The following is an 11,656-nucleotide window of genomic DNA, read 5'->3' as shown; positions in this document are numbered from 1 at the left end:
AACGGCAGGCTGGAGCATCTGCGGGGTATCGCGCTGGGATTCCGTAACCGGGGCAACTATCTCATCCGGTCGCTCCTCCATGCCGGAGGAATGGGCAGGCTCCTACAGCCCTATTTATGAAGAGCCGGAAAACTCTCCACGCCGCCTAGCGCGCACCTGCCCAAGCCGCTCAGCCTCGTCGCACGACTCACTGATGAGGAAGAACTTCGATCCACTTGTGACCGTGAACACCGAAACGTACTATTGGAACTAAGTTACCGAACGATCAATCAGGAGTTTTCATGGACACCTTGCTGAATGCGCAGGAGCGCGAGTTCGCGCAGCAGATGCGTCAGTTCTATCGCACGGAGATCCCCGAGGAGCTGCGCTTCAAGGTCGCCACCGGCCAGGAGCTGACCAAAGAGGACATGGTCACTTCGCAGCGGATCCTCAATCAGCACGGTTACGCCGTACCGAACTGGCCCGTCGAATGGGGTGGCCAGGACTGGACTCCAGTGCAGCGCCACATCTGGCTCGAAGAGATGCAGCTGGCCTGCGTTCCACAGCCGCTTCCCTTCAACGTCTCCATGGTCGGCCCGGTCATCGCGACCTTCGGCAGCCAGGAGATCAAGGAGCGTTTCCTTCCCGCCACCGCCAATATCGACATCTGGTGGTCACAGGGCTTCTCCGAACCCGATGCCGGCTCTGACCTCGCATCACTGAAGACCACAGCAGTCCGTGACGGAGACAAGTACATCGTCAACGGGCAGAAGACCTGGACGACCCTGGGCCAGTACGGCGACTGGATGTTCAACCTGGTCCGCACCGACCCGAACGTGAAGAAGCAGGCAGGCATCTCGTTCCTGCTCATCGACATGAAGACGCCCGGCGTCACGGTTCGCCCGATCCAGCTCATCGACGGCAGCCATGAGGTCAACGAAGTGTTCTTCGACAATGTCGAGGTCCCCGTCGAGAACCTCGTCGGCGAAGAGAACAAGGGATGGACCTACGCGAAGTTCCTGCTCGGCAACGAGCGCACCGGCATCGCCCGCATCGGCGGCTCGAAGGTCAACGTGGCTCGCGCCAAGGCTTACGCCGCGGTGACGAAGACGGCACGCGGGACTCTGCTCGACGACCCGCTGTTCTCCGCCCGCCTGACCCGGATCGAAGCCGAGCTCACCGCTCTCGAAATGACTCAGCTGCGAATCCTCTCGACCCAGGCCGCCGGATCGGACAAGCCGGATCCACGTTCCTCCGTGCTCAAGCTCAAGGGCTCACAGCTGCAGGAAGACATCAGTGAGCTGCTCGTCGACGTCCTCGGTCCGCAGGGCCTCGACTTCGTCACCGACCGCGCCCAGGGCGAGGGCCTCTCCGATCTTCCGCTCGGAGCCGTCGACGCCCTTCCCTCGTACTTCAACACCCGCAAGGTCACCATCTACGGCGGCTCGTCCGAGGTGCAGCGCGGAATCATCTCGAAAGCACTGCTTGGTCTCTGAGGTTCCCAGGACCCCAGGACACTTTAGAAGAGGACAACAATGGATCTTGAACTCAACGACATTCAGCAAGAACTCGCCAGCACTCTGAACAAGTATCTGCGCAGCGAGTATGACACCGCGACCCGCGAAGCCATCCTGCACAGCGAGGAGGGCATCTCCCGCGAGAAGTGGGAGCAGTTCGCAGAGATGGGCCTGCTCGGCCTGGCAATCCCCGAGAACTACGGCGGCGCAGAAATGACCTTCGCCGAGGTTGCTGTGGTCCTGGAAGCATTCGGCCGCGCACTCGTGCTCGAACCGTTCCTGGCCACAGCCGTACTGGGCGCCAATGCGATCGCCGCTGCGGGCACCGAGGAGCAGAAGCAGGAGATCCTGCCCGCGGTCTGCGAAGGCCAGACCTTCCTTGCCTTCGCGGCCCTCGAGCCCGGCCTGCGCTACGCGGTCGACACCCCCTCCACCACGGCCGCTGCAGGAGCTGACGGTTCCTTCACGATCAGTGGTGAGAAGAACGGCGTGCTCGGCGGCGACGTCGCCGCCCAGTTCATCGTCACCGCCTCAGAGAACGGCGATCTGGGACTGTTCCTGGTCGCCGCCTCGGCGTCCGGAGTCAGCCGTGTCGCTCACCGTCAGGCCGACGGACAGGGAAGCGCCAGCGTGAAGTTCGACAATGCACCGGCCCAGCGCCTCGGTGCCGCCGACGCGCATGCTGTCGTCGCCGAAGTGTTCGACACAGCAAACGCTGCGATCATGGCCGAAGCAGTCGGCGTGATGGAAGCCTCGCTGACGATGACAGCCGAGTACCTCAAGACGCGTGAGCAGTTCGGTGCCCCGATCGGCACGAACCAGGCCCTTCAACACCGTGCGGCCGACCTCTACGCGGACCTCGAGTATGCGCGCAGCATGGCACTGTTCTCCCGTCTTGCGGTCACCAACGAGGAAGCCGGCTCCGAAAAGGACCGCCACCGTGATGTCATCGCTGCCAAGATCATCATCGATCAGTCGGCTCGCACCATCAGCCAGGAGTCGATTCAGATGCACGGCGGCATCGGCATGACGATGGAGTATCCGATCGGCCACTACGCGAAGCGGCTGACCGTCATCTCACGCACCTTCGACGATGCTGATTCGCTGACTGCCGAGCTGGCAGAGATCGGTGGGCTCATCGAGCCACACGCTGCCGACCTCAGCTGAGGCTCTGCAGCCGATCTCGGATGGAGCCAGCTGTGAACAACCCCGGGTGAAGCCGGCCGCGAGCCCCAGCCGAGGCAGCCGAACGAAATAGAGCCAGTCGCACAGGCGAAGGGCGGTCCGTGTCATTTCCATCACTGGAGCCGACACGGACCGCCCTTCGTCTGTGCTCTAGTCGGCCGCCGCTGCGCAAAAAGCAGAACGGTTGGCATGTTGTGGTCGATTCCGGAGGGCGGTTTCAAGCTGTCGTTGCAACACCCGGTGATCGACCACAACAAACCAACAGTTGGAGGTTATCGACCACGGGTGACCGGGTACCGGCTGCCAGATCGACTGCAGAGGCTGTGCGTTGGACCGCAGATACTGCGCGTTGGACTGCGGAGAGCTCGAGCCCGCTCAGGCCACCGGTTGGTCGTAGACATGGCGGCGAACCCAGGAGTGCATGGTGATCGCCGCTGCGGCTGCCGCGTTCATGGACCTCGTTGAACCGTATTGTGCGATCGAGAGCACTGCCGTGCTCGCCTGGTGCGCTTCCTCGCTCAGGCCCGGCCCTTCCTGCCCGAACAGCAGCAGGCTGCGTCGTGGAAGGTCATAGGTCTCCAACGGCACCGAATCCGGAAAATTGTCGATTCCGATCAGCGGTACGTCGTTGTCGGTGCACCACTGCAGGAGGTCGTCGATGCTCGGGTGGTGGATGATGTGCTGGTACCGGTCGGTGACCATCGCCCCGCGCCGATTCCATCGCCTTCTGCCCACGATGTGCACCGCGGCGGCGTTGAAGGCGTTGGCCGTCCTGACCACCGAACCGATGTTGAGGTCGTGCTGCCAGTTCTCCACACCGACGTGGAATTCGTGCCGCGTCGTGTCGAGATCGGCGACGATCGCGTCAAGCTTCCAGTAGCGATATCTGTCGACGACATTGCGGCGGTCACCCTCAGCCAGCAGCTCGGGGTCAAAGTGCTCAGACACAGGCCAGGGGCCGGTCCACGGACCGACCCCCACCTGTGGCGTGCCGTCTTCAGTCACTTCTTGTCGTCGGTTTCATCCGCTGACTCGTCAACCTTCGCGGCCTTCGCCGAGGTGTCGTCGGAGTCCGAATCGATCACGTCGTCGGAGTCCGCGTCCGACTCTGCGGCAGCATCCTTCGAGCCAGCTTTCTTGTCGCTGGCTGAGCCGACGGAGACCTTCTGCGCACGCTTGCTCATCTTCACGGTCCTGCCACCACGTCCGCCGCCGGTGAGCACCGCGCGAACGTAGGCACTGCTGGCCAACGAGTGGATGATGAGTGCCACCAGTGCAGCAATGGCGGCGGCGACCAGACCCTGCCACCATTCGGGTGGACTTCCGAAGAAGCGTCCGGCAATTCCCAGCGGCGAGGTGAACGGCGTCCACGAGAGCACCTTGGCAGTCATTCCCGTGGCTCCCACGATGACGGGAGCAATGAAGCCGGCCACGGTGATAACTCCGATGATCGACACGAAGGTCTTGCGCGCCTTGCTGCCGGACACGGTCGACGCCCACAGCAGGAGCGCGTAGATGGTCCAGGCGGTGAACAGCAGTGTCAACGCGAACCAGCCCAGGCCGGGAAGCATGGCGAATGCCAGTGAGGTCTTGCCCGTGATGGAAAGACCGAGTTCGGTCACGACGATCGCGACGACCAGGTGCACAGCGGTCAGGGAGAGCATGCCCGTGATCCGACCCGATGCTGAGGCACGAGGCGGGATCGTGGCGGCGATGATCTCGGTGATCCGGTTGCGCTTCTCCAGACGCAGGTTCTGATAGAGCGCGGTGCCGAGTGTGGCCACTACGAGCAGTGCGAAGACTGCCATGGCCCACAGCACCGGGGTGGCCACCTCGTCGCCGACGGCCGGTGAGTTCAGCAGTGTGGCCTCAGTCTTCGGCGCCAGCTTCTCCAGCAGCGCCTCAGGCTGTTCGTCCAAAGCGATGATCGTCGGCTGTGCCTGTCCGCTGGGGTCCTGGATGAAGGCCGCATCGACCTTGCCCTCCCTGACCAGCTTCTCTGCGGATTGAGCGTCCTTGACGTCGGTGATCTTCACACCCAGCTGCTGCTCGTACATGGCAGCCTGCTCACCCACACCGACCATGGCCATGGTCGGGGTGCCCGACTTCGAGTCGGATCCCGCGACAACACCGGAGATGATCGCAGCGACGATTCCGAGCACGATAACGGCACCGGTGACGAGGAAGAAGGGGCTGCGCAGCGCGGTCGAACTCTCTCGGTTCGACACCAGCCAAGCGGCTTGACGCTTGTTCACATCGACGAACTCGGAGACCAGCCCCGTCTCGGGAAGCTCATCGGCCGAGGGCCCATCCTCGGCAAGTTCGAACGGAACCTCATCGAGTCCGTCATCGGCTGCCACCGCGTCCGCATCGCTCGCGTCAGCTGTGTCGGCTGTGACGTCATCGCCGACCGGAATGCTCAGATCATCGATGCCTTCGCCCGCGGTGCCCTTCGACACCTGCGGCTCCGGGGAGTCCCCATCTTGGCCTTCACCCTTGCCTGCCATCACAAAGCCTCCTTGTACTGCTCGGCCAATGTCGGGCGAACACTCTCAAAACTCTTCACACCGTTCAGTGCTGCCACGGTCTGTGCGGCCGAGCCTGCATCGGCGGCCCGGAAGCTGACGACGTTGTCTGCGGAATCGAGGACCGCAACGTCGCTGATGCCTGCGCGCTTCTCCAATGACTTGGCGGCTGCCTCGGCGTCGGCGAGCTCCACACGGTACTTCACGTCCGAGCGCAGCTCCTGCACGCTGCCGGACACGCTGGTCTTTCCCTGGTTGAGAACGACCACGTCATCGGCATAGGCCTGCGCGGCCTCCCAATTGTCGGTGGCCAGGATGACGGGCACCCCGGAGGCAGCGTGGGCGCGCAGGAGGGACATCACAAGTTCGGTTGACTGTGAGTCGAGCCCGGAGAAGGCGTCGTCGATAACGACGACGTCGGGGTCGGCTGCCAGAGTGGCTGCGATGTCGACGCGGGCGATCTCCGTGCCGCTGAGGTTCTTCAGCGGCGCATAGCCGCGATCGGCGAGTTCGAGGCGCGAGAGCAGACTCAGCGCATTGCGCTCGGCAGCGCCGAGGGTGATGCCGTGCAGACGCGCCAGGTAGACGATCTGATCGATCACACGCATATTCGGATAGCCACCGCGCTCGGCGGGCAGATATCCGAAGTTCTGACGATCGCCGAAGTCGAGTTCGAAGTCCTCGAGCTTGACGGTGCCCTCATCGGGCGAGATCAGCCCCATGATGACGCGAACCAACTCGGTCCGGCCGGCCGAACGGGTTCCGACGATTGCGGTGATCCGACCTGCCTGCGCAGTGAAACTCACCTCGTCGAGATAAGTTCGCTTTCCCTTGCGCAGGGAAACCTCTTTCAGTGTGAGCACGCGTCATCCTTACTTTTCCTGAAGCAGTACTGTGGGAGTGTCTCATCTATCGTGTTGAATCGACCACGATGTTTCAAACCAGGACCTTGATTTCGACAGAATTGCCAGTCGAGTCCCAGCTGGTGACCGACGGGCGGAGATCCGCCCGTGAAGTCCGGACGAATGTCTCAGTCAAGCCCAAGATCGCTTGTCGTCAACGCCGTGAGATACGGAACGCCTGCCGCCTCGACCCGTTCCTTGGCCCCCGTGTCACGGTCCATGACCACGGCCACAGCCACCACCTCGGCGCCTGCCTCCTTGAGAGCTTCAACCGCGGTGAGCACGGAACCGCCCGTGGTCGAGGTGTCCTCGACAGCAACGACCCGTCTGCCCTCGACGTCTGGACCCTCAACGCGACGGGACATCCCGTGCTTCTTCGCCTCCTTGCGGACGACGAAGGAGTCCACCGGAGTGCCGCGAACGACGGAGCGGTGCATGACGGCGGTTCCGACCGGGTCAGCGCCCATCGTGAGTCCGCCCACGGCATCGACCTTCTCGAGCAGGCCCTCAGCAGCCAGGAGGTCGAGCACCACATCACCGATGAGGGGCGCGGAGCGATGATCGAGAGTGACCCTGCGCAGATCAAGATAATAGTCAGCTTCCCTGCCTGATGAGAGGGTCACCTTGCCACGAACCACGGCGAGTTCGTCGATGAGGTCGAGCAACTGTCGGCGGGTGTCTGCGCTATCGGTCATGCGTTCAAGTCTAAACGGCCCATCCCGGTGTGCAGACCAGGGCTGCCACACATGCCCGCAGCCCCCTCGCCGAGGTTGACGCGGGCCTCGGCGGCCCTGGCCGGGGCTACCGTTCGCCGAGGTTGACGCGTGCTCTGGCTGGCATCCTGCGCGGTGGTGATGGGGATCACCGCATTCGAATCGGGTCCGTTCGTGAGGTTTCGACCCGGGCCACGTCTGTACCGATGTCATAAAGAATCGGGCGAAACTCCACCTTGCACGAGAATCGGATCTACCGTTGGAGACAGATCCGCTCGACAGGCCCGATCATCAGCTACTTCTGAAGGGATGTGAACCTCATGGGTTTCATCGCATATTTGATTCTCGGACTCATCGCCGGTGCCATTGCCAAGGCGATTCTGCCTGGCAAGCAGGGCGGTGGCCTGATCGCCACTCTCATCATCGGCGTCATCGGCGCCATGCTGGGCGGTTGGATCGGCGGCGCTATCTTCGGTGCCGAAATGACCGAGTTCTTCTCACTCTCCACCTGGCTGTGTGCGATCGGCGGCTCGCTGATCGTCCTCCTCATCTGGGGCTTCATCACCAACAAGATGGGCAAGAAGAGCAAAACCGCCTGATCATCAGCTGACTCAGGTGGGACTCGACAGTGCTCGAGTCCCGCCCAGAGTCCGCAGAGGGCCGGAATCCAGCACTGGATTCCGGCTCTCTTCTCACTCACCCACTGTGGCCGATGGGCGGCGACGCAACTAACCCCGACTGACGACGCGCAGGTCGATGTCGAGTCGTCCGCAGGCCTCCACGGGACCGCACGCGATGTCGGCCTCGACGACGGAGAAGATCTCATCGACGACCTCGGCGACCGATCGGGTGCGATCAAGGTGGGCGTCGATCCGCACCTTCACCCCATCGCCACCTCGGGTCACGTCGACGCCGACGGGTTCACCACCGGCCCGCCGCAGCACCTTCGCCGTGGCGGTGGCGACGAGATCACGCAGTCCCGGCGCCAGGGCTCTGACACCGGCGATCGAGGTCACAGAGTCCGCCAACCGCGCCGACTCCACAGCCTCGTCCCCACTGCCGTTGCCCACAGGGTTGAGGTCCTTCACCTCGCCACGATCAGTCAACGTACACATCCTCAGCATTGATATCGATCCGGGCCGCGGGGATCCCCAACTCGGCCAGAACCGCGGCGGATACAGATCCTCGGATCACCTCGGCGGTGGAGGTGAAGGAGATGCCGGCGCGCATGGCCACTGTCAGCGACACCGCCGCCGCACTTCCCTCCGGGTCCCCGGCGGGCTCGACGTCGACGCTGCGGGCCCGGATCCCGTCCACCGAATCGACGGCGCTGCGCACAATCGACCGCACCGAGGCGGTGGAGATCGAGAACGGGTGCCCCTGCTCGGTCGCCAGATTGGTCGAGGGCCCCCGGTACAGGTCGTCTCTGACCAGCTGAAGGATGCGCTCACGCACCCCTACAGCGTCTTCGGGCTCGGGTTGGAACGCGCTCATGTATTCGTCGATGACACCGCGAAGCTGGGCGTCTGACTCCCGATGGGAATCGGCACTCGTCTGGTCGGATTCAGCGCCGGAGCCGACATGCTCATTCATGTCCATCCTTCCATCCCCTCCATGATGGCAGTTCGGGCTCTGTGGATACGACCACGCACACTGCCTTCACTGATGCCCAGAGTCATCGCCACCTCGGCGTAGCTGAGGCCCTCCATCTGGTGGAGCACCCAGGTTACCCGCTGTTCTGATGAAAGCGTCTGGAGAACGTCTGAGAAATGCTGCAGAGCGGTGCGCGCTTCTACGGACTTCTCCACCGATGCCCGCCCGTCCGCGTGGATGCTCATGTCGTCGGGATCCTGCGCGTCCGAGGGCCTGGCCATCCTCCGACGCAGCAGATCGGTGCACTTGTTCGATGCAAGTCGGTAGATCCACGTGCCGAAAGCGGCCGGTTCGGCCAGAGTGTTCATCGACTTCCACGCCTGCACCAGCGTGTCCTGGACAACGTCTTCCGCGTCCTGCCGATCACCGAGGGTGCGCAGACAGAACCGCAGGAGCGTCATCTCATACCGGTCAACCAACGCCTCGAAGGCATCGATATCGCCCTCTCTCGCGCGCACGACGAGGGTGACGATATCGAACCGATCATCGTGCCTTGTCATTTCCACATCGTATGCGACCACAGTCGCAGAGAGCACACAAACCGCGCAGCGGAATGTCCATTGTGAACTCGCAAGAGGAATCTTTGCCGAACATGCGTGAGGATCGTTGACCGTTCGCGTCTGTAGTGATGACAGCACCACCGAAACGATAAGGAACGAAAAATGTCTGGAGACAAGCAGTCCACCGTTTCCCAGCAGTCCAAGACCGAGGATTCGGTTCGCAGCCCCCTCGTGACCGAAATGGGCAACACCACGATCGCCGAGAACGTCGTCGCCAAGCTCTCCGGCATCGCCGCACGCGAGGTTCCCGGCGTCTACAGCATGGGCACCGCGGCACGCCGCGCCTTCGACACCCTCACCGACCGCATCCCCGGCTCACAGACCAACGTCTCCGGCGGAGTCTCCGTCGAGAAGGGCGAGAAGCAGACCGCGATCGACCTCACCATCGTCGTGGAGTACGGAACCTCGATCGTCGACGTCGCCGAGGCGATCCGCCGCAACGTCATCCGCGCCGTCGAACAGGGCACCGGACTCCAGGTCGTCGAGGTCAACATCGAAGTCACCGACGTCCACCTCCCCGGTGACGACGATGACCAGCAGAGCACCGGCGACACCGTCGAACTCAACTGAGAAGAAGGACAGACATGTCGAAAACACTCATCGGGCTGCTCGTCGGACTGACGCTGGGCATCGTTGCGTATTTCGGAGGCTTCCTCGCGTTCCTCATCGTCGCCATCTGCGGCGGATTCGGCCTGGTCATCGGCCTCGTCCTCGATGGACGCCTTGATCTCAGCGCGCTCAGTTCGCGCTCGACGACCCGGAGGTAGCATCGTGGCTTCATCACGTGGTGGCCTCACGATCGCTGATCGGGTCATCGAGAAGACGGCCTCCCAGATCCTCAAGGGCCTGCCCGGGGTCGGCGGCACGAAGTCGGGCCTGTTCGGGTTCGGGTCGAACGCTGACCTCGACAGCCGACCCAGTGTGGATGTGAGGCTTTCCGGTCGCAGCTGCACCCTCGAGGTCCAGTTGGGGCTGGCGTATCCCTCCCCCATCACCGAGGCGACCGAATCGGTCCGCCGTCGCCTGAGCACCGATGTCGAAGCTCTCACAGGAGTCAGCGTGCGCCAGGTCGACGTCGCGGTCAAATGGCTCAGACCCCAGCCCTCGGGATCCGGAAACTCAGTGAGGAACCTGCAATGAGTCCACGCCTGTTTCGGGCACGTCCGGCACGCGTCGTCCCTGCCGTCATCGTCGCCATCCTCATCCTGGCCATTGGCGCGGGCCTCGCCTGGGCCGCGATCGCCGCAATTTCCGTCGGCGGATCTGGGGACTCGGCACTATCGTCCGGGTTCTCCGTATTCAACGACTTAGGTGCCGCACAGTGGGGCGCCGCGGCGATCATCGCCGTTGGAGTCGTCCTGGTGGTCCTGGGACTGATCTTCACGATCGCGGGAATTTCTCCCGGCGCCAAGCGCTTCGCCGGCTACCGTGCCGAGGCGCCCGAGCACATCGCACGCTTCGAGGTCGTTCTGCCGACGACGGCACTGTCGAACCTGGCTGCTGCCGCCGCAGACTCCGTCGACGGCGTCTCGAGCGTGCGCGCCTCGTCCAATGCGTCGTCGACGAACGTCACCTTCTCCACTCCCGTGCGTGACAATGACCAGATCCGCACAGATGTCGATGCCGCTGTCGCACAGCGTTTCAGCCAGATCGCATTCGACCGCACGCCGACAGTCAAGGTGCGCACACTGAGGAGGCAGGCGTGAGACGCATGGCGGCAGGGGCCAACAGGACCGGTCTCATCATCGCCGGTCTGCTCTGCCTCGTGGTCGGGCTCGCCGCGCTCTCGATCAGCCTCGGCCTGGCCACAGCCCTTGTTCCCGGGCTGACCCCCGAGAGCCGGCTGCAGTCTGTCGCCGTCGTCTTCGCACTGCCGTTCTCGGCGGTCATCGCTCTGGTGCTGGCAGTGATCCTCGCGGTCATCGGCGTCCGCTGGCTCGCCGCACAGGTGCCACGGAAGGATTCCGCCAAACCCCTGCGCATGCAGGAAGATGCCCGAACCGGAGTGACCACAGTCAACGCCAATGTCGTCGCTGCGGCTGTGGTCGACGATCTCGATCTCACCCCTGCGGTCGTTGACGCCCAGGCCATCCTGCGAGGAACGGCTCGCAGTCCCGAGCTCATCCTCCATGTCGATGTCGATGAGCGCGCGGACATCGATGCGGTCGTCAACGATATCGCCGATCGCGTGACCCGCAACTGCAGTCAGGCGCTTGGCGTCCCGCTGTCCGCTGTGGGCGTGGAGATCGGCATCGCCCGGTCACGTCAGAGGAGGCAGCGCAGTGTCGGACTATGACAACGACACTAGACACAAGGTACCCCGATGTGAATGACAAAGACCCCGGGCCGCGTAATCGCGACATCCCGGGGCCCTCGCAGCACTCCCCTCGAGTACCCGGACGCATCCCCATACGTCCGTTGTGTCCACCCGATCCCCACCGGGCGAACACCATTATTGGATCACACATCGATCCTACTTGTAAAGATTGTTCTGCCCCCGTCTGAACCGCGATGGCGCGGGTCATCTACTCGACGCACATGACAGAAGCCCAGGTCACAGGGCTCACCGAAAATGATTCAAGACTCAACTTCATATGACGGGTCGCAATCCCGCTGCTGCAA

Annotated in this window: 15 protein-coding genes; 8 read left to right on the top strand and 7 right to left on the bottom strand. The window is 63.2% G+C overall.

What is annotated here, in order from left to right:
- The first annotated feature begins 281 nt into the window (after positions 1 to 281).
- Positions 282 to 1,475 (top strand): acyl-CoA dehydrogenase family protein, encoded by a 1,194-nt coding sequence (locus BANT918_RS12850; RefSeq protein ID WP_101620618.1) that lies wholly within the window; start codon positions 282 to 284, stop codon positions 1,473 to 1,475.
- A 39-nt stretch (positions 1,476 to 1,514) separates the two neighbouring features.
- Positions 1,515 to 2,663, top strand: coding sequence for an acyl-CoA dehydrogenase family protein (locus BANT918_RS12845; RefSeq protein ID WP_101620617.1), 1,149 nt, complete (start codon positions 1,515 to 1,517; stop codon positions 2,661 to 2,663).
- A gap of 393 nt (positions 2,664 to 3,056) precedes the next feature.
- On the opposite strand, the gene BANT918_RS12840 is transcribed toward BANT918_RS12845, so the two are convergent.
- From BANT918_RS12840 to pyrE, 4 genes are all read right to left on the bottom strand, one after another.
- Positions 3,057 to 3,686, bottom strand: coding sequence for a TrmH family RNA methyltransferase (locus BANT918_RS12840; RefSeq protein WP_101620616.1), 630 nt, complete (start codon positions 3,684 to 3,686; stop codon positions 3,057 to 3,059).
- Positions 3,683 to 5,188, bottom strand: a complete 1,506-nt coding sequence (locus tag BANT918_RS12835) for an ABC transporter permease (protein WP_101620615.1) — start codon at positions 5,186 to 5,188, stop codon at positions 3,683 to 3,685. The genes BANT918_RS12840 and BANT918_RS12835 overlap by 4 nt, the downstream gene beginning before the upstream one ends.
- Positions 5,188 to 6,069 carry an ABC transporter ATP-binding protein gene (locus tag BANT918_RS12830; RefSeq protein WP_101620614.1) on the bottom strand — a complete coding sequence of 294 codons (882 nt, stop codon included), beginning with the start codon at positions 6,067 to 6,069 and terminating at the stop codon, positions 5,188 to 5,190. The genes BANT918_RS12835 and BANT918_RS12830 overlap by 1 nt, the downstream gene beginning before the upstream one ends.
- A gap of 167 nt (positions 6,070 to 6,236) precedes the next feature.
- Positions 6,237 to 6,803: an orotate phosphoribosyltransferase gene (pyrE, locus tag BANT918_RS12825; protein ID WP_101620613.1), complete on the bottom strand. Its 567-nt coding sequence runs from the start codon at positions 6,801 to 6,803 to the stop codon at positions 6,237 to 6,239.
- 338 nt (positions 6,804 to 7,141) lie between these two features.
- On the opposite strand from pyrE, the gene BANT918_RS12820 reads away from it, so the two are divergent.
- Complete coding sequence (locus BANT918_RS12820; RefSeq protein ID WP_101620612.1) at positions 7,142 to 7,420, top strand: GlsB/YeaQ/YmgE family stress response membrane protein; 279 nt, start codon at positions 7,142 to 7,144, stop codon at positions 7,418 to 7,420.
- Between the two features lie 129 nt (positions 7,421 to 7,549).
- Here the strand turns inward: BANT918_RS12820 and BANT918_RS12815 are convergent, their stop codons facing one another.
- From BANT918_RS12815 to BANT918_RS12805, 3 genes are read right to left on the bottom strand one after another with little or no spacing between them, the layout of a single operon-like run.
- Positions 7,550 to 7,927, bottom strand: coding sequence for a hypothetical protein (locus BANT918_RS12815; protein ID WP_101620611.1), 378 nt, complete (start codon positions 7,925 to 7,927; stop codon positions 7,550 to 7,552).
- The gene (locus tag BANT918_RS12810; protein WP_101620634.1) at positions 7,920 to 8,414 is read right to left on the bottom strand and encodes a hypothetical protein; all 495 of its coding nucleotides are present in this window, start codon (positions 8,412 to 8,414) and stop codon (positions 7,920 to 7,922) included. The genes BANT918_RS12815 and BANT918_RS12810 overlap by 8 nt, the downstream gene beginning before the upstream one ends.
- A complete protein-coding gene (locus tag BANT918_RS12805; protein WP_101620633.1) occupies positions 8,411 to 8,974 on the bottom strand; it encodes an RNA polymerase sigma factor in 564 nt (187 codons plus the stop codon). Before BANT918_RS12805 ends, BANT918_RS12810 begins: the two co-directional genes overlap by 4 nt.
- Before the next feature lie 162 nt (positions 8,975 to 9,136).
- On the opposite strand from BANT918_RS12805, the gene BANT918_RS12800 reads away from it, so the two are divergent.
- From BANT918_RS12800 to BANT918_RS12780, 5 genes are read left to right on the top strand one after another with little or no spacing between them, the layout of a single operon-like run.
- Entirely contained in the window at positions 9,137 to 9,604 is a 468-nt protein-coding gene (locus BANT918_RS12800; protein WP_101620610.1) for an Asp23/Gls24 family envelope stress response protein, read from the top strand.
- 14 nt (positions 9,605 to 9,618) lie between these two features.
- Positions 9,619 to 9,801 (top strand): hypothetical protein, encoded by a 183-nt coding sequence (locus BANT918_RS12795; RefSeq protein WP_101620609.1) that lies wholly within the window; start codon positions 9,619 to 9,621, stop codon positions 9,799 to 9,801.
- Between the two features lie 4 nt (positions 9,802 to 9,805).
- On the top strand, positions 9,806 to 10,174 hold the full coding sequence (locus BANT918_RS12790) for an Asp23/Gls24 family envelope stress response protein (RefSeq protein ID WP_101620608.1): 369 nt from the start codon (positions 9,806 to 9,808) through the stop codon (positions 10,172 to 10,174).
- Positions 10,171 to 10,740, top strand: a complete 570-nt coding sequence (locus BANT918_RS12785; protein ID WP_101620607.1) for a DUF6286 domain-containing protein — start codon at positions 10,171 to 10,173, stop codon at positions 10,738 to 10,740. The genes BANT918_RS12790 and BANT918_RS12785 overlap by 4 nt, the downstream gene beginning before the upstream one ends.
- 5 nt (positions 10,741 to 10,745) lie before the next feature.
- Positions 10,746 to 11,330 (top strand): alkaline shock response membrane anchor protein AmaP, encoded by a 585-nt coding sequence (locus BANT918_RS12780; protein ID WP_101620606.1) that lies wholly within the window; start codon positions 10,746 to 10,748, stop codon positions 11,328 to 11,330.
- Positions 11,331 to 11,656: the final 326 nt, after the last annotated feature.

This window comes from Brevibacterium antiquum CNRZ 918 (genome assembly GCF_900169145.1).
GTDB classification, from domain to species: Bacteria; Actinomycetota; Actinomycetes; order Actinomycetales; family Brevibacteriaceae; genus Brevibacterium; species Brevibacterium koreense.
Note: the sequence above shows the minus strand (reverse complement) of the source record. Positions and strands in the feature narration are given on the sequence as shown.